The organism is Actinocatenispora sera (assembly GCF_018324685.1).
Lineage (GTDB): Bacteria > Actinomycetota > Actinomycetes > Mycobacteriales > Micromonosporaceae > Actinocatenispora > Actinocatenispora sera.
In genome coordinates this window covers 5783632-5800369 of the sequence record NZ_AP023354.1, presented here as the reverse complement: position 1 = coordinate 5800369, position 16738 = coordinate 5783632, and the positions used below count along the sequence as shown (strand labels likewise).

The following is a 16738-nucleotide window of genomic DNA, read 5'->3' as shown; positions in this document are numbered from 1 at the left end:
CCGTGCGTGCCGCAACGCCCGGGTGCCGCCGCCGCGGATCCGATCCGCGGGGATCCGGGGTGCGGGCCGGGCCGGGCCGAGCCCGGTCGCCGCGCCGGGGTCTCCACCGAGGTCGGATCGGGTGCGGCGACCCCGGTGGGATCCCGCGATCGTCCGGCTGGTGTGCTAACCGCCGTGACCCGTCCCTCCCGTACCTCCCGGTCGTTGTCCGTGGCCGCCGCCGTGCTGGCCGGCCTGCTGTGCGCCGCCGGCTGCGGCTCCGACGGCGGTTCCGGTGGCGGCGACCACCCCGGCCGGTCCACCGCGCCGACCCCGACCCCGTCCGGCGATCCGGCCGAGCAGGCCGCGTACCTGGTCCGGCACCTGTCGGACGCCGAGCTGGTCGGCCAGGTGCTGATGCCGGTGGCGTACGGCTACCGGGCCGACTCGGTGTCCAAGCAGTCCGCCGCGCACAACCGGAGCATCGCCGGCGCCGACACCCCGGCGCAGCTCGTCCGCAGGTACCACCTGGGCGGGTTGATGCTCGTCAACGAGGGCGGCGGCGCCGGCGACCCGACCGCGCAGACCAATCCGACCAGCAACATCGCCACCCCGGGGCAGGTGCGGCGGCTGACCGGCGGGCTGCAGCAGGCGGGCCGCACCGCCGGGCTGCCGATGCTGATCGGTACCGACCAGGAGTTCGGTACGGTGCTGCGGATCGGTACCGGGATCAGCCCTCTGCCGACCGGGTTGGGCGTCGGCGCGGCGCACGACGCGAAGCTGACCCGTACGGCCTGGGCGATGGCCGGGTCCGAGCTCGCCGCGCTCGGCGTCAACGTCGACTTCGCGCCGGACGCCGACGTGCTCGGCGGGCCGGGCAACACGGTGATCGGGTCGCGCTCGTTCGGCTCGGACCCGACCGCCGTCGCCGGCCAGGTGTCCGCCGCGGTCGGTGGGCTGCAGAGCGCCGGGGTCGCGGCCAGCCCCAAGCACTTCCCGGGCCACGGCCACACCAGTACCGACAGCCACCGGGCGATGCCGGTGCTGACGCAGAGCCGGGCGCAGCTCGACGCGCAGGATCTGCCCCCGTTCGAGGCGGCGATCCGGGCCGGCAGCTGGCTGATCATGGCCGGACACCTGGACGTGCAGTCGATCGACCCCGGGGTGCCCGCCACGCTGTCCCACAAGCTCCTGCACGACGTGCTGCGCGGCCAGCTGCACTACGACGGGGTGGTGGTCTCGGATGCGCTCAACATGGCGCCGATCACCGACCGGTACGACGGTGGGCAGGCCGCGGTGCACGCCCTGCTCGCCGGCAACGACCTGCTGCTGGAGCCGCCGAACCTGACCGCCGCCCAGCACGGGCTGCTGGCCGCGCTCAAGTCCGGTCAGCTGCCGCGCTCCCGGCTGGTCGAGGCGGCCCGGCGGGTACTGACGCTGCGGGCGCGGCTGGCGAGGTTCGGCCAGCCGGCGGCGTCCACGGTGCACAGCGCCGGGCACGAGAAGGTGGCGCAGCAGGTGGCCGCCGCGGCGATGACCGTACTGCGGGGCCGCTGCTCGGGCCCGCTGGTGTCCGGCACGGTGCGGCTGACCGGCGGTACCGAGCAGAAGCGGGCCTGGCTCGCCGCCGCGCTGCGCGCCGACGGGGTGTCGGTCGGCGACTCCGGCGGCACCCAGGTCGCCCTGACCGGGTACGGCGACACCACCGCCGACCTGGCGCCGGACGCCGCGGTGACAGTGGCGATGGACGAGCCGTACCTGGCCGCGAAGGTGCACTCGCCGACCGTGCTGGCCAGTTTCGGTGCCACGAAGGAGTCGATGGGGGCCGTCGCCGACGTCCTCGCCGGGAAGGCGGCCGCGCCCGGCCGCTCCCCGGTCGACGTGCCCGGCCTGCCCCGCTCCGCCTGCTGACCCGCCCGGTGGACGCGTCGCCCGGTCGGGGTCAGGCTGCGCCGCGAGGCCTCACGGACGGGCGAGGACGGCGGACAGTTCGGCCGGGCTGGCGTTGCCGCCGGTGACGACGATGCCGACCCGGCGACCTGCGTACCGGTCCGGGTCGGCCAGCAGCGCGGCGAGGCCGGCGGCGCCGGCCGCCTCCGCGAGCGTGTGCGCCCGGGTCAGCAGCACGTGCTGGGCGGCGCGCAGCTGCTCGTCGCTGACCAGGACGAAGTCGCGCAGGTGGGCGCGCAGCAGCCGCTGGGTCAGGGGGAACCCGCTGCCGGTGGCCAACCCCTCCGCGGCGGTACGGTTCGGCGCCTCGACCGGCTCGCCGGCGCGCCACGAGTCGTGCGCGGCGGGGGAGGCCTCCGACTGCACGCCGATCACCGCGCAGTGCGGCGCCAGGGCCGCGGCGACCACGCCGGCCGCGGCGGCGCCGGAGCCGCCGCCGACCGGTACCAGCAGCGCGTCGAGCTCGGGGTGCGCGGTGAACAGCTCGGTGTAGGCGGTGCCGACGCCGGCGATCAGATCCTCCTCGTGGGCCGGCCCGACCAGCCGCATACCGTCCGCGGTGGCCGCCGCGTACCGTTGCGCCGCGGTCAGGTCCGCGCCGTGGCAGTCGGCCCGCGCACCGAGCGCCTCGACCGCGGCGAGCTTGGTCGGGTTGGGGTCGGCGGGCATCACGATCCGGCACGGCGCGCCGAACCGCCGGCAGGCGTACGCGATCGACTGGGCGTGGTTGCCGGTCGAGTAGGTGACGACACCGCGGGCCCGGTCGGCGACCGACATCCCGGCGAGCAGCGCCAGACCACCGCGTACCTTGAACGCGCCGGTCGGCTGGACCTGCTCGTGCTTGACCACCACCCGCGCCCCGGTCACCTCGTCCAGCAGCGGGTACGACCAGGCCGGGGTCGGCGGCAGCAGCCCGGCGATCGCCCGGCCGGCTCGCAGTACGTCGTTGAGATCCATGCCGCCAGTCTCGCCACGACGCACCGATCGGTCCAATGTCAGCTTTCGTCCACACCCATCGACGACGTTGATAGATTTCGGCAATGCTCTCCGTGCCCCGACTCCGGGTACTGGCCGCGGTGGCACGCCACGGGTCGGTGACCGCGGCGGCCGAGGCGCTGCACTACGCGCAGGCGTCGGTCAGCCATCACCTGGCCCGGCTGGAGGCCGAGACCGGCGCGGTACTGACCCAGCGGGTCGGCCGCGGCATCCGGCTCACCGAGGCCGGCCGGCTGCTCGCTGCCCGCGCCGAGGAGATCCTGGGCCGGCTCGACACCGCCGAACGCGAGGTCGCGGCGCTCACCGGGCTCGCCGCCGGCCGGGTCCGGCTGGCCGCGTTCCCGTCCGCGCTCGGTACCTTCGTGCCGGCCGCGCTCGGCGCGCTCGCGGCCGACGTGCCCGGCCTGGAGGTCTCGCTGGTCGAGGCCGAGCCGCCGGCGGCGCTGCGGCTGCTGCGCTCCGGCGAGGTCGACGTCGCGGTCGTCTTCGGCTACCCCGCCGACCCGGCGGCCCCCGCCGGCTCTGCGGCCCCCGCCGGCCCCGCCGGCTCTGCGGCCCCCGCCGGCCCCGCCGGCTCTGCGGCCCCCGCCGTGCCTGCCGAGCCCACCGATCCCACGGCCCCTGCCGAGCCCGCCGACCCCGCCGACCCCGCCAACTCCGGCCACGCCGCTGAGTCCGCGGAGCCCAGCTACCCCGCTGAGCCAGCCGAGCCCGGCGACTCCGGTGTGGGCGGCGAGCGGCACGCCGCGGCCGACGGTCCGCGCCGGCACCGTACCGGTGGTACCGCCGGCGCCGGTACCGCGGGTTCGTCCCGGGCCGGGCGCGCCGGGCCGGGTGACGGGGACCTGCGTGGCGCGGACCTGCGCAGTACCGAGCTGTTGGTCGAGCCGATGTGGCTGATCACGGCGGAAGTCGGCGGGACGCAGCTCACGGACTACCGGAACGCGCGGTGGATCGCCGGTTGCGAGCGGTGTCGCGCCGACCTGCTGCGCCGGTGCGGCGTGGCCGGGTTCGTCCCCGACATCGCGTTCACCACCGACGACTACGTCGCGGTGCAGCGGCTGGTCGCGGCGGGCGTCGGGGTGGCGACGCTGCCCGGACTGGCGCTCGCCGCGCACCGGCACCCGGCGGTGTCGGCGGTCGCGGTGCCGGGCTGGCTGCGTACCGTGTGGGCGGTCAGCTACGGGGCGCCGCCGGACCCGCCGGCGGTCACCGCGCTGCTCGCGGCGCTGGCCGCCGCCGCCGAACTGTCCACTGTGGATGGTCAGAGCGGGTTGGGCTCGCCGACCGGGGTGGTGGTGAAGCCGCCGCCGAGCAGCTCGTCGCCGGGCGCCGGGGACGACTCGGCGAGGATCTTCTCGGCGAAGCGTTCCGCGTCGTCGCGCGGGGAGTAGCCGAGCGCCCGCGCCTCGGCCAGCGAGTAGTGCCCGCGGGTGTTCGCCGAGGCGCCCCACACCACCCGGAACCCCGGGCTCGGTGCGCTCAGGCACGCCTCGAACAGCCGGGCCCCGTCGTCCGGCGACAGCCAGGTCGCGAGGCCGCGGACGCCCGGCGGTTCCGGAAAGCAGGAGCCGATCCGGATGCACACCACGTCCAGCCCGAACCGGTCGTGGTACAGGCTGCCCAGCGCCTCCATCGCGGCCTTGCTCACGCCGTAGTACGTGTCCGGCCGCGGCGTCGCGTCGCCCGGAACGCCGGCCGCGCCGGCCTCGGCGACCGCTCGCATCCCGACCGCGTGGTTGCTGGACGCGAGGATCACCCGCCGTACGCCGGCGAGCCGGGCGGCCTCCAGGACGGTCCGGGTCCCGTCGATGTTGACCGCGAGGATCTGCTCCCACGGCGCCTCCCGGCTGATCCCACCGAGATGGATCACCGCCGCGACGCCGCGGCACGCCGCGGTCATCGCGGCCGGATCGGTCACCGAGGCGGTGACGAGCTCGACCTGCTCGTCCGGGCCGGCGGGCGGCTGCTCGACCCGGTCCAGCAGCCGCAGCACCCGGCCGGGCCGGGCCAGCCGGGGCCGCATCAGCCGGCCGATGGTACCGGCGGCGCCGGTGACAAGTACCGTCTCGGTCACGAGAGATGCATCCTTTCGGTTGCGGGACAAGGGTTCTGCGGACTCGTGCCGGATCGAGCGGCGGGTCGGGTCAGCGGATGCCGGCGCGGCGCAGCTGGGCGCCGAGTTCCTCGGTGATCTCCCGCAGTAGCGCGCAGACCCGCCGTACCGTGGCGTCGGTGGCCTTGTCGACCGGCATCGAGCAGCTCAACGCGTCGGTGGCGGGGATGCGGTAGCCGATCGCGACGGCGGCGCACGCCACCCCGGGCGTGCCCTGCTCGGACTCGGTCGCGTACCCCCGGGCGCGGATGCCGGCGAGCTCGGCGCACAGCGCGTCCCGGCTGGTGACGGTGTGCTCGGTCAGCGCCGGCAGCCGGGCCGGTAGCAGCCGGGCGATCTCGTCGTCGGTCAGCTCGGCGAGCAGCGCCTTGCCCAGCGCGGTGGCGTGCGCCGGCAGCGTGCGGCCGACCCGGGAGATCAGGTGCACCGAGTGCCGCGACTCTCGCGTCTCCAGGTACACCACCTCGTCCCCGCGGCGCCGCGCGTAGTGCGTGGTGAACCCGGACCGCTCGCGCAGCCGCTCCAGCGCGTCGGTCACGTACGGCAGGGCGGGGTCGCGGTCGAGGTACGCGGTGCCGCAGATCAGCGCGCGCACCCCGAGCCGGAACCTCGTACCGCCCTCGTCGGACTCGATCCAGCCCAGGTCGTGCAGGGTGCGCAGCAGGCCGTGCAGGCTGGAGCGGGGCACCCCGGTGCGGGCGTGCAGGTCCGACAGCGAGGTCCAGGCGCGGTCGGCGGCGAACGTCTCGAGCAGCTCGATCGCCCGCCGGGCCGACTTGACCCCCGCGCCGGCATCCACCGTGTCGCCGGCCGTCGTGCTGCCGGCGCGGGTCGGTGCCGTGTCCCGTACCTGCCGTGCCATGGCGCTCCTCTCCTGGGCGGCCTGCCCGCAATCGTGCGTACATGCGCATTGACAGGCACGCGACCCCACACTAGCTTCTCCGGCAGGATTCTCGTACACGACATTGGTTCACAGCTCAGACGTCGTTCAGATATGTGGACAACCCCGAAGAGGGTGGAATCGTGCACGCACTCGACTGGACGGTCCTCGCCGGCTACTTCGGCGTCATGGTGCTGATCGGACTGTGGTCGCACCGGCGCATCGGCAACGTCAGCGACTACTTCACCGCCGGCGGCCGGATGCCATGGTGGCTCGCCGGCATCTCCCACCACATGTCCGGCTACAGCGCGGTGCTGTTCGTCGCGTACGCCGGGGTCGCCTACACCGACGGCATCACCATCTACTTCTGGGGCTTCGCCACCATCGGGATCGGCGTCGGCATCGGCAGCTGGCTGTTCGCACCGCGGTGGAACCGGCTGCGCAGCAGGTACAAGGTCGCCTCGCCGCTGGAGTTCCTCGCCCGGCGGTACAACGTGACGACCCAGCAGCTGCTCGCCTGGAGCGGCGCGCTGCTCAAGGTGTTCGACGTGGCGAGCAAGTGGGCGGCCATCTCGGTGGTGCTCCACGTGTTCGCCGGGGTGCCGCTGACCTGGGGCATCCTGATCACCGGCGCGATCACCCTGGTCTACTGCACCGCCGGCGGGCTGTGGGCCGACGCGCTCACCGACTTCGGCCAGTTCGTCATCCAGGCCATCGCCGCGATCGTGATGATCGTCGTCGTGCTCGGCAAGCTCGGCGGCATCTCCGCGATCTGGACCATGTGGGGCCAGCTGCCCGCCGGCCACCTGTCACCCACCACCTCCAAGTACACCACCGTGTTCCTGCTGGTGTACGTGCTGGAGAAGACCATCGAGTACAACGGCGGGATGTGGAACCTGGCGCAGCGGTACATGGCGGCCGAGGGCGCGCCGGCCGCCCGCCGCACCGCCCGTCTCTCCTCGCTGCTCTACCTGCTGTGGCCGATCGTGCTGATGTTCCCGATGTTCGCCTCGCCGCTGCTGGTGCACGTCTCCGACGCGACCACCTCGTACGCGGTGATGGCCTCCACGTTCCTGCCGCACGGGCTGATCGGGCTGGTCCTGGCGGGGATGTTCTCGCACACCATGGCGATGGCCTCGTCCGACGCGAACGCGATCTCGTCGGTGGTCACCCGCGACATGCTGCCGGTGATCACCAGCCGGCTGCGACATCGCGCCCACCGCGGCAGCCTCACCACCGCGCGGGTGGTCACCGTGGTGTTCGTGGCGCTGAGCATGCTGGTCGCCACCCAGTCGGCGAACCTCGGCGGGGTCCTCGCGATCGTGGTGTCCTGGGTCGCCGCGCTGATGGGACCGATCTCCATCCCGCTGCTGCTCGGCATGCTGCCGTGGTTCCGGCACAGCGGGTCGCGCGCCGCGATCGCCTCCTGGGCCCTTGGCCTGGCTGCCTACGTACTGGTCTACTACGTGATCCCGTCCAGCCAGGTGGTCGTGGTCGCCACGCCGATCCTGACCTCGCTGGTGGTCTACGTCGGGCTCGGGCTGCTCGCCTCCGAACGCAGCCCCGGTACCGACGAGATGCTCGCCGCGGTCGATCACGACGACGCCGACGAGCCGGCCGAGCCCGCCGCCGCACCGGCCGCCGGCAGCTGACCGGAGGGTGGCTCCGTCCACCGTGGACACGGCCACCGCGGCTCAGCCACCCGGGCTCAGCTGCGGGTCAGGACGAGTACGGTCGCCTCCGCCGTCGGCTCGGCGGCACCCGGGTCGGCGTCGACCTCGCGTTGCAGCGACGCGAAGCCGGCCGCGATCTGCTCCTCGGACATGTGCTGGAACACCGACATGGACCGATGCCGCAGCCGGGCCAGCCGCTGCGCCCTGGTCTGCGTGGACGGGTCGCGCACCATCCGCAGGTCCGGCCGCGCCGCGAAGCCGGCCGCCTCGAACGTCTCGATCTCGGCGGCCAGCGGCCGGTACATCCGGGCGTCGAGCTCCAGCCCGCCCGGGAAGTGCCGCAGCCACCAGATGTCCGGCATCCGGTCGCTGAACTGCGCGCGTACCAGCAGCGTGCCGCCCGGCCGCAGCACCCGGGCGATCTCGCGCGCGGCCGCGTCCTTGTCCGCCACGTGATGCCACACCAGAAACAGCAGCCCGTAGTCGAACTCGCCGCCGGCGGCCGGGATCGCGGTGGCCGAACCGGCGACGTACCGGACCAGCGGATGGGCCGACTCGCGCGTCGCGACCGCCCGCATCGCGTCCGCCGGCTCGACCCCGGTGACCGGCCCGAACGCCTCGGCGAGCAGCGGCGAGAACCGGCCCGTACCGGAGCCGAGGTCCAGCCCGGACAGCGGCCGGCGGGCGGGCAGGATCGTGTCGAACAGCTCCAGCCACGCCCGGCTCGTCTCCTCGCCGAGGGCTCGGCTGGCGTGATAGTCGCGGTGGATGGGTCCGTCGTAGTCGACGCGTTTCATCGAGACTCCCGGGTAGCGCACAGCGGCCCCGTCCATTGTCCCGGACGGGGCCGCCGTGCTCGCGCGAGAGCTACACGCGCTGGAAACAGAGCGCGCAGTTGTGCCCGCCGAAGCCGAACGAGTTGTTCAGCGCGGCCGGAACCTCCATCCGGCGGGCGACGTTCGCCGCGACGTCGAGGGTCAGCTCGTCGTCCGGGTCGTCCAGGTTGATCGTCGGCGGCACGACGCCGTCTCGTACCGCGAGGATCGTCGCGATCGACTCGATCGCGCCGGCCGCGCCGAGCAGGTGCCCGGTCATCGACTTGGTCGAGGTGACCACCGGCTGCTCGCCGACCGCCTTGCGGATCGCCGCGATCTCCCCCATGTCGCCGATCGGGGTCGAGGTGGCGTGCGCGTTGACGTGCGCGATGTCGGCCGGCGACAGGCCCGCGTCGGCGATCGCCAGCCGCATCGCCCGGGCCTGCTGGGTGCCCTCCGGGTCCGGCTGCACGATGTCGTACCCGTCGGAGGTCAGCGCCGCGCCGGCGAGCCGCGCGTACACCGTGGCGCCACGGGCGGCGGCCCGGTCGGCGCGCTCCAGGACCACCACGCCGGCGCCCTCGCCGAGCACGAACCCGTCCCGGCCCTTGTCGAACGGGCGGGACGCCCGGGTCGGCTCGTCGTTGCGGGTCGACATCGCCCGCATCGCCGCGAACCCGGCGATCGGCAGCGGGAACGCCACCGCCTCGGTACCGCCGGCGAGCACCACGTCGGCCCGGCCGGACCGGATGATGTCCAGCCCCAGCGCGATGGCCTCCGAGGAGGTCGCGCAGGCGCTGGCCGCCGAGTGCACCCCGCCGAGCACGTGGAACTCCAGCCCGACGTACGCGGCCGGGCCGTTCGGCATCAGCATCGGCACCGTGTGCGGGCTGACCAGGCGCGGGCCCTTGGCGAGCAGCCGATCGTGCTGATCGACCAGGGTGCGGGCGCCGCCGATGCCGGTACCGACGCTGACCGCGACCCGCTCCCGGTCCGGATCGTCCTCGTCCAGCCCGGCGTCGCGCCAGGCCTGCCGCGCGGCGACCAGCGCCGCCTGCTCGGAACGGTCCATCCGGCGGGCCTTCACCCGGTCGATGTGGTTGGTCGGGTCGTCGACCATCAGTCCGGCAATGCGCACCGGCAGCTCGGCCGCCCAGTCGGCATCCAGGGCCCGGATGCCGGAGCGGCCGGCGACCATGGCCTCCCAGGTGGACGCGACGTCCCCGCCGAGGGGTGTCGTCGCGCCGAGCCCGGTGACTACCACTTCCGGCGTGGAGTGGCTCGTCATCGTGATGTCGCCTCCAGCATTTCGATCGTCACCGGTCTGCCTGTGCGACCGGTGTACCAGCCGTGCAACACGGACAGGATGGCGGTCCGGCGGCCGGCCATCCTGTCGGTGCGGGTAGCGGCTGTCGGGGGGACCTCGGATCCAGCGAGCGAGCGAGGCCCGCGCAGCCGATCATGACGTTCCCCAACAGCCTCTCAGGCCGCGTTCTTCTCGATGTAGGTGACCGCGTCGCCGACGGTCTTCAGGTTCGGGACCTCGTCGTCGGGGATCTTCACGCCGAACTTCTCCTCGGCGGCGACCACGACCTCCACCATCGACAGCGAGTCGACGTCCAGCTCCTCGGTGAACGACTTCTCGTCGGCGACGTCGGACTTGTCCACGCCGGCCACCTCTTCCAGGATGTCGGCCAGGCCGGTGCGAATCTCGTCGCGGGTCATGCGGTGTTCCTTCCTTGTCCTGCCGGGTGTCGCGGCGCCTTTCGCCGCACCCGACGTCTCATGGTGCCGTACCCGGGGTGTCGGGTCGGCGACGGCTGCGAAATTCGGTTACGGGCAGCGCACGACCTGCCCCGCGTAGGTGAGCCCGCCGCCGAAGCCGAACAGCAGCACCGGCACACCGGAGGTGAGCTCGCCGCGCTCGATCAGCTTCGACAGCGCCAGCGGTACGGACGCGGCCGAGGTGTTGCCCGACTCGACGATGTCGCGGGCGACCACCGCGTTGGTGGCGCCGAGCTTCTTCGCCAGCGGCTCGATGATCCGCAGGTTCGCCTGGTGCGCGACGAATCCGCCCAGCTCGGACGGCTCGACACCGGCCCGCCGGCAGGTCTCCGCGATGAGCTTGGGCAGCTCGGTCTGGGTCCAGCGGAACACCGTCGGCCCGTCCTGCTTGATGTAGCCGCGGCGCCCCTCGATGGTCAGCACCGAGCCCTTGCTCGGGTCCGAACCCCACAACACCGGGCCGACGCCGGGTTCCTCGTCGTCGGCGACCGCCTCGACCACCGCGGCCCCCGCAGCGTCGCCGAACAGGATGCACGAGGTGCGGTCGGTGTAGTCGGTGACGTCGGTGAGCTTCTCCGCGCCGATCACCAGCGCCCGCCGGGCCGCGCCGGCCCGGATCGCGTGGTCGGCGGTGGCGAGCGCGTACTCGAAGCCGGAGCAGCCGGTGTTGAGGTCGAACGCCGCCGGTGCGGTGATGCCGAGGTTGTTCGCCACCCGGCAGGCCACGTTCGGGCACCGGTCGATCGACGAGCAGGTGGCCACGATGACCTGGTCGATGTCGTACGGGGTGAGGCCGGCGTTGGCGAGCGCCTTCCCGGCGGCGGCGGTGGCCATGTCGGCCACCGTCTCGTTCTCCGCGACCCGGCGTTCCTTGATACCCACCCGCGAGGTGATCCACTCGTCGGTGGTGTCCACGATGCGGGTCAGGTCCTCGTTGGTGAGCACCTTCGCCGGCTGGTAGTGACCCATCGCGACGATCTTGGTGCCGCGGGCTGGTCCTCCGGGGGTGATCATGCGTTGTCTCCCGTCTCGGCGAAGCGGGCCGGCTCGCCGTGCCGTGCGATCAGGTCCCGAGCGGCGGGCAGGTCGTCCGGGGTGTTGAGGGTGACGATCTCGGGCACGCCGCGGCTCTTGAGTTCCCGCTTGACCAGGCCGGACAGCGTGCCGGCCGGCGGCAGTTCGAGCACCGCTGTGACGCCCAGGTCGGCCAGCGTCGCGAGGCACAGGTCCCAGCGCACCGAGCTGGTGACCTGGCGGACCAGCCGGCGAACCAGCTCGGTACCGGAGCCGACCGCGGTGCCGTCGGCATTGGACAGCAGCCGCCGCTGCGGGTCGCGCACGGTGATGCCGTCGGCGAGACGCTGCAGCGCCTCCTCGGCCGGCGCCATGTACCGGGTGTGGAACGCGCCGGCGACCGCGAGCGGCCGCACCCGGGTACCGGCCGGCGGCTCGGCGGCGAACTTCTCCAGCTCCGGCAGCGAGCCGGCGGCGACGATCTGGCCGGCGCCGTTGCGGTTGGCCGGGGTCAGCCCGGCGGCCTCGATCGCGGCGGCGACCTCGTCCGGCTCGCCACCGAGCACGGCGCTCATCCCGGTCGGCTCGATCGCGCAGGCGGCGGCCATCTCGCGACCGCGCACGCCGGCGAACAGCATCGCCGACTCGGCGCTCAACGCACCGGCGACGGCGGCGGCGGTCAGCTCACCGATGGAGTGCCCGGCGACGACCGAGACACCCGCCAGCGGCAGCTGCTCGGCGGCGACCAGCCCGGCGGCGACCAGCAGCGGCTGGGTGCGCGCGGTGTCCTTGATCTCGTCGGCGTCGGCCGCGGTACCCAGGTGCACCAGATCGGCGCCGGCGGCGGTGGACAGCCAGCGCAGCCGGGCCTCGACGCCGTCCACGTCGAGCCACGGCGCCAGGAAGCCGGGCTTTTGCGACCCCTGTCCGGGGGCGAGTATCGCGAGCACGCGTCGACTCTGACCGATCCCGCGCCCTTCGCGACCGGTTCTGATCAACCAAACCCGACCACGGACGTTGTGGAGAGTCAACAAAACGAGCGTTCAACCCGCGTGATTGGCGGTACGCGGGTCCTCCGGCGGCGCTGTGAGTTGTGTCGCCTGACCATCCGGTACGTCGCTGTCCGTGCCGGTTTCTGACGCGCTGGGTAGTGTCGATCCGCCGGTACTGCCGTCGGCCAGCGCCGGCGCGGGCAGCGGCGGCCGCGGCGCCGCCTGGTCCAACCGGCCCACCACCAGCGCCACCCGCAGCGCGAACGAGTCCCGCGGCGCCGTCGCGGTGAACCCGGTCAGATCGGCGATCCGGCGCAGCCGGTACCGGACGGTGTTGGGGTGCACGTACAGGGCGCGGGCGGTGGACTCCAGCACGCCGCCGGCGGCGAAGAACGCGTCCAGCGTGTCCAGCAGGTCACCGGCCCGCTGCAGCGCCCCGTACACGTCGGTGCGCAGCAGCCGGCGCGCCTCCGGGTCGCCGGCCAGCGCCCGCTCCGGCAGCAGGTCACCGGCCGACACCGGGCGCGGCGCGCCCGGCCACGTGTGCGCCGCCCGGTACCCGGCGATCGCGGCCCGCGCCGACTCGGTGGCCTCGTCCAGCGACGGCACCGCCGGGCCGACCACCACCGGCCCGTCGCCGAAGTCCTCCAGCAGCTTCGCGGTCGCCGCCACCGGGTCCGGCGCGCCACCGAGCACGGCGACCAGCCGGTTGCCGTGTACCCCACCCAGCACCTCGACGCCGATCCGGCGCGCGGTGCGGTGCAGCCCGTGCAGTACCGAGGTGGCGTCGCCGGCGGGGGAGCGGCCCACCGCCACCGCGACCGGCGTCGCGTCCGACCAGCCCAGCGCGGCGGCCCGGCTGGCCATCGCGTCACCGACCTCGCCCCGCAGCAGCGCATCGACCAGCATCGCCTGCAACCGGGCGTCCCAGGCACCGCGCGACTCGGCGGCCCGCGCGTACACCCGGGCGGAGGCGAACGCGACCTCGCGGGAGAACCGCAGCAGCGCCTCGGCCAGCGCCGACTCCTCGCCCGGCGCGGCGAGCTCCGGTACCCGCTCCTCGACCACGTCGATGGTCACCTTGATCAGCGCGACCGTGTGCTGCAGCGAGATGGACCGGGCCAGCTCGCGCGGCGCGCCGGCGAACACCTCGTCGCCGAACTCCGGCGGCTTGGCCGGATCCCGGGTCCAGGCGGCGAACGAGTTGACGCCGGACTGGCAGATCAGCATCACCCAGCTGCGCCGGTCGGCGCTGAGCTCGCGGAACCACGGCAGCGTCGCGTCCATCCGGGCGACGCTCTCGGCGGCGAGCCCGCCGGCCGCCCGTTCGATCCGGCGCAGGGTCGCCTCCAGCGCGACGCCGCCTGGCCTCGCCCTGCCGGTCGCGCGGGTCGGCGGGTCGGCGGCGTCCCCGTCGCGGGGCTGCGCCTCGTCTGGCCGGTCCGCTGTACTGCTCACACCGTGCAGCCTGCCACGTCGTACCGAGGCCGCCGCCGCGCAGCCCGCCTCCCGTCCTGTCGATCACGCACCCGCCCGCGTCGATCAAGCCCCGCCCGCGTCGATCACGCGCCCGCCCGCGTCGATCACGCGCCCGCCCGCGTCGATCACGCGCCCGCCCGCGTCGATCAAGCCCCGCCCGGCGTCGTTGATCAAGGCCCGGTGTCGTTGATCAAGGCCCGCCCGCGTTGATCAAGGGATCGGTTCGCGGAGCCCTGGGACGTTGTGTCGCGTTCCCTTGATCAACGGGGCGATGGCCCTGGTTGGGTGACGGTGCGGAGGGGGTGCGCTGCGGATCGGGGTCGCGGCGGTGCTCGGTCGGGCGATAGGTTCCCAGTTATGACTGATACGTCCGACTCGGCTTCCGGGGGCGTTTCCCGGGCCGCTGTCCTGGTTCCCGGCCGCAGCTACCCCGTCGAGTCACCGCTGCTGTACTTCGCGCAGGAGGCGGTCGAGGTGCGCGACGGGTACGTGGAGCCGGTCCGCTGGACCGCCCCCGAACTCGACCAGGCCGGCACCCGCGCGTGGCTGACCAGCGCAGAGTCCGAGGCCTGGGTGTGCGGCCAGGTCAGCGACGCCCTCGCCCGGGTGGAGAAGAGCCTGCCCGGCGCCGCCACGGTGCTGGTCGGCAAGTCGCTCGGTACCCGTGCCGCCTCCGTCGCGGCCGACCGCGGGCTGCCGGCGATCTGGCTGACCCCGCTGCTGCACACCCCGCGGGTGGTCGCCGAACTGGGCCGCAGCGAGGCACCGTTCCTGCTCGTCGGCGGTACCGAGGACGAGGCCTGGGACGGCGCCGAGGCGCGCCGGCTGACCCCGCACGTCGCCGAGATCCCGGGCGCCGATCACGGCATGCTGCTGCCCGGACCGCTCGCCGCGAGCCTGGCCGCGCACGCGGTGGTCGCCACCGCGATCGAGCACTTCCTCGACACCGTCGTCTGGCCCACCGGCTGACGGTGTCCCGGCCGACTGTCAGAAGCGGGCGGTCACCCGTTTGCCGTCATGCAGCCACCGGCGGCTCGGCGTCCGCGCCGCGGTGGCGGGTGTTCCAGTGTCGAGGATGCTCCGGCCGCAGCGGTCGTTCAGTCGTTCGGGGTGGGGGTGGGGCTGGGGGAGGAGGACGGCTCGGACGGCGTGACACCGCTGCTGGGTGTCGGCGAGGCGCCGGTGTCGACCTGGAACGGCTGGGAGACGGTACCGAGCGTGCCGCCGCGGTCGTCCTGCGCGGTGACGGTGACGGTGCCGCCGGCCGGCTCCGCCGAGGTGAACGTCCGCAGGTACGACAGGGTGCCGGTGACGGTGCGCTGGGCGCCGGGGGCCAGGTCGTGCAGCGTGCCGAGCTGGCAGCCGTCGACGGTGCAGGCGCCGCCGTCGTGCACCGACCACCCGTCCTGCGGCAGGATCGACACGACCGCGTTCGCGATCGGCTCGGTGCCGGTGTTGCGGATGGTCACGGTCACCTGCGTGTCGTGGCCGGGTCCGGTCACGGCGACCGGGCCGGAACCGACCGACACGGCCATCGACCCGGCGCCGGGCGTGGGGACACCGCCGGGTCCGGTGCTGCCGGTGGGTTCGCTCGGCCGGGTCGTGTCGCCGGGCGACGCGGTGTCGCCGGGAGCGGCGGTGGTGCGATGCGCGCTCGACGGCGAGCTCGCCGCGGTCACGTGCTGTGGAGGGCGGCCCTGCTGGGTGGCGAGCAACGCGCCGCCACCGCCGAGGACCAGCACCAGGCCGGCGGTCGCGGCGACCACGACCCGGTGCATCTGCCGGCGGTGTCGGGCCGCCTGCCGGACCGCGTCGGCGCTCGGTGCGGGCAGGTCGTGCAGGGCGGCGGTACGGAGGCTGTCGAACGCGGCGCGCAGCTCGCGGTCGTCGTCCGGGTCTGTGTCAGGCATCGTTCACCTCCCCGCTGGGTGTGTCGGTGAGTCGTTCGGCGAGTGCGTTGCGGGCCCGGTACAGCCAGGACTTGACGGTGCCGGGGGCGACCCCCTCGCGTTCGGCGATCTCCGCGACGCTCTGATCGGCCAGATAATGCAACACCACCGCACGGCGCTGCCGGTCGGGCAGGGTACGCAGCGCCTCGGTGAGGGCGACGTGGTCCGGGCCCGGGCCGGGGATGTGCTCCTCGCGCTGCTTGCGGGCGAACTTCATCGCGGTCCGCATCCGTCGCCACTTGCTGGTGGCGAGGTTCCAGGCGACCCGGCGCACCCAGGCGACCGGGTCGTCGTAGCCGCGCAGCGTCTCCCAGCGCGGGTACGCCCGGCAGAACGCCTCCTGCACCACGTCCTGGGCGTCGGAGATGTTGCCGAAGTATGCGTAGATCTGCACCGTTATGCCGCGAACGTTGGCCGCGTAGAACTCGTCGAAGCTGCGCTCTGCACTCGACGCGGAATCCGTGGCACTCACCACCCGTAGCCTAGGGGTGCGCGTCAGTGCGGCCGACGCCGAGGTCGGACGTACCGCGATTCCAGGCGCATTCATCCCGTAGAGCTCCCGTGTGGGTGGCGGTGCTGCTGCCACAACACGCCACCGTCCGATCGCCGGTTGCGTAGCCTGCGCCACACGGTGCCCGCGGAGCGTTGCGGGTTGACCTGGAGTGCACTCCAGGTGGGATCCTCGGCGGGTGAGCGAGTACCTGACACCCGGCGAGGTGGCGGCGCGTTTCGACGTCAGCCACGACACCCTCCGCTACTACGAACGCGCCGGCGTGCTCGGCGTGGTCGAGCGCTCGACGAGCGGGCACCGGCGGTACCGCAGTGCCGACGTCGAGCTGCTCGACTTGGTCCGCTGCCTGCGCGAGACCGGGATGCCGATCGCCGCCCTGCGCACCTTCGCCGACCTGGTCCGCGCCGGCGAGGGCACCGTGGACGAGCGCATCGACCTGCTGGTCGAGCACGACGCCCAGCTCGGTGAGCGGATCGAGGTGCTCACCGCCCGCCGCCGGCACATCCAGGGCAAGATCGCCTACTACCGCTCGCTGCGCGACGGGTCCGCGGGCTGAGCGGCCCGCGGACCCGTCGCCGCCGTCCGCGGTCGGCGCCGCC

The 16738-nt window shown here is 73.9% G+C and carries 13 protein-coding genes and 3 pseudogenes; 5 read left to right on the top strand and 11 right to left on the bottom strand.

What is annotated here, in order from left to right; genetic code table 11:
* The first annotated feature begins 174 nt into the window (after positions 1-174).
* A complete protein-coding gene (locus Asera_RS27245; RefSeq protein ID WP_030444339.1) occupies positions 175-1890 on the top strand; it encodes a glycoside hydrolase family 3 protein in 1716 nt (571 codons plus the stop codon).
* Positions 1891-1941: 51 nt separating this feature from the next.
* On the opposite strand, the gene Asera_RS27240 is transcribed toward Asera_RS27245, so the two are convergent.
* Entirely contained in the window at positions 1942-2886 is a 945-nt protein-coding gene (locus Asera_RS27240) for a threonine ammonia-lyase (RefSeq protein ID WP_030444340.1), read from the bottom strand.
* An 83-nt stretch (positions 2887-2969) separates the two neighbouring features.
* Here Asera_RS27240 and Asera_RS33335 point away from each other — a divergent pair.
* Positions 2970-4154, top strand: a pseudogene (locus Asera_RS33335) (LysR family transcriptional regulator); the annotation flags it as partial.
* 35 nt (positions 4155-4189) lie between these two features.
* Here the strand turns inward: Asera_RS33335 and Asera_RS33330 are convergent.
* Both Asera_RS33330 and Asera_RS27225 read right to left on the bottom strand, forming a co-directional pair.
* Positions 4190-5002: an NAD-dependent epimerase/dehydratase family protein gene (locus Asera_RS33330; protein ID WP_030444342.1), complete on the bottom strand. Its 813-nt coding sequence runs from the start codon at positions 5000-5002 to the stop codon at positions 4190-4192.
* Positions 5003-5072: 70 nt separating this feature from the next.
* On the bottom strand, positions 5073-5903 hold the full coding sequence (locus Asera_RS27225) for an IclR family transcriptional regulator (protein WP_084130863.1): 831 nt from the start codon (positions 5901-5903) through the stop codon (positions 5073-5075).
* Positions 5904-6064: 161 nt separating this feature from the next.
* Here Asera_RS27225 and Asera_RS27220 point away from each other — a divergent pair, with 161 nt between their 5' ends.
* Positions 6065-7573 (top strand): sodium:solute symporter family protein, encoded by a 1509-nt coding sequence (locus Asera_RS27220; RefSeq protein WP_030444344.1) that lies wholly within the window; start codon positions 6065-6067, stop codon positions 7571-7573.
* A gap of 56 nt (positions 7574-7629) precedes the next feature.
* Here the strand turns inward: Asera_RS27220 and Asera_RS27215 are convergent, their stop codons facing one another.
* The 6 genes and pseudogenes from Asera_RS27215 to Asera_RS27190 form a co-directional block, all read right to left on the bottom strand.
* Complete coding sequence (locus Asera_RS27215; protein WP_030444345.1) at positions 7630-8391, bottom strand: class I SAM-dependent methyltransferase; 762 nt, start codon at positions 8389-8391, stop codon at positions 7630-7632.
* Positions 8392-8461: 70 nt separating this feature from the next.
* Positions 8462-9697: a beta-ketoacyl-ACP synthase II gene (fabF, locus tag Asera_RS27210; protein WP_030444346.1), complete on the bottom strand. Its 1236-nt coding sequence runs from the start codon at positions 9695-9697 to the stop codon at positions 8462-8464.
* A 194-nt stretch (positions 9698-9891) separates the two neighbouring features.
* Positions 9892-10134: an acyl carrier protein gene (locus tag Asera_RS27205; protein WP_030444347.1), complete on the bottom strand. Its 243-nt coding sequence runs from the start codon at positions 10132-10134 to the stop codon at positions 9892-9894.
* A 108-nt stretch (positions 10135-10242) separates the two neighbouring features.
* Complete coding sequence (locus tag Asera_RS27200; RefSeq protein WP_030444348.1) at positions 10243-11208, bottom strand: beta-ketoacyl-ACP synthase III; 966 nt, start codon at positions 11206-11208, stop codon at positions 10243-10245.
* 26 nt (positions 11209-11234) lie between these two features.
* A pseudogene (locus tag Asera_RS27195) lies at positions 11235-12158 on the bottom strand (ACP S-malonyltransferase); the annotation flags it as partial.
* A 246-nt stretch (positions 12159-12404) separates the two neighbouring features.
* Positions 12405-13553, bottom strand: a pseudogene (locus Asera_RS27190) (PucR family transcriptional regulator); the annotation flags it as partial.
* A gap of 483 nt (positions 13554-14036) precedes the next feature.
* Between Asera_RS27190 and Asera_RS27185 the strand changes: the two are divergent.
* Positions 14037-14648: an alpha/beta fold hydrolase gene (locus Asera_RS27185; RefSeq protein WP_030444350.1), complete on the top strand. Its 612-nt coding sequence runs from the start codon at positions 14037-14039 to the stop codon at positions 14646-14648.
* Positions 14649-14776: 128 nt separating this feature from the next.
* Here the strand turns inward: Asera_RS27185 and Asera_RS27180 are convergent, their stop codons facing one another.
* Together Asera_RS27180 and Asera_RS27175 are read right to left on the bottom strand one after the other, a co-directional pair.
* A complete protein-coding gene (locus Asera_RS27180; RefSeq protein ID WP_030444351.1) occupies positions 14777-15589 on the bottom strand; it encodes a COG1361 family protein in 813 nt (270 codons plus the stop codon).
* Positions 15582-16100: a SigE family RNA polymerase sigma factor gene (locus Asera_RS27175; RefSeq protein WP_244844042.1), complete on the bottom strand. Its 519-nt coding sequence runs from the start codon at positions 16098-16100 to the stop codon at positions 15582-15584. The genes Asera_RS27180 and Asera_RS27175 overlap by 8 nt, the downstream gene beginning before the upstream one ends.
* Positions 16101-16317: 217 nt before the next feature.
* On the opposite strand from Asera_RS27175, the gene Asera_RS27170 reads away from it, so the two are divergent.
* The gene (locus Asera_RS27170; protein ID WP_030444353.1) at positions 16318-16695 is read left to right on the top strand and encodes a MerR family transcriptional regulator; all 378 of its coding nucleotides are present in this window, start codon (positions 16318-16320) and stop codon (positions 16693-16695) included.
* The last annotated feature ends 43 nt before the right edge of the window (positions 16696-16738 follow it).

Excerpts from the sequence above, each read along its gene's own strand:
- Asera_RS27205 (WP_030444347.1), bottom strand. The coding sequence starts at position 10,134 with ATGACCCGCGACGAGATTCGCACCGGCCTGGCCGACATCCTGGAAGAG.
- Asera_RS27225 (WP_084130863.1), bottom strand. The coding sequence starts at position 5,903 with ATGGCACGGCAGGTACGGGACACGGCACCGACCCGCGCCGGCAGCACG.
- Asera_RS27185 (WP_030444350.1), top strand. The coding sequence starts at position 14,037 with ATGACTGATACGTCCGACTCGGCTTCCGGGGGCGTTTCCCGGGCCGCT.
- Asera_RS27215 (WP_030444345.1), bottom strand. The coding sequence starts at position 8,391 with ATGAAACGCGTCGACTACGACGGACCCATCCACCGCGACTATCACGCC.
- fabF (WP_030444346.1), bottom strand. The coding sequence starts at position 9,697 with ATGACGAGCCACTCCACGCCGGAAGTGGTAGTCACCGGGCTCGGCGCG.
- Asera_RS27240 (WP_030444340.1), bottom strand. The coding sequence starts at position 2,886 with ATGGATCTCAACGACGTACTGCGAGCCGGCCGGGCGATCGCCGGGCTG.
- Asera_RS27180 (WP_030444351.1), bottom strand. The coding sequence starts at position 15,589 with ATGCCTGACACAGACCCGGACGACGACCGCGAGCTGCGCGCCGCGTTC.
- Asera_RS27200 (WP_030444348.1), bottom strand. The coding sequence starts at position 11,208 with ATGATCACCCCCGGAGGACCAGCCCGCGGCACCAAGATCGTCGCGATG.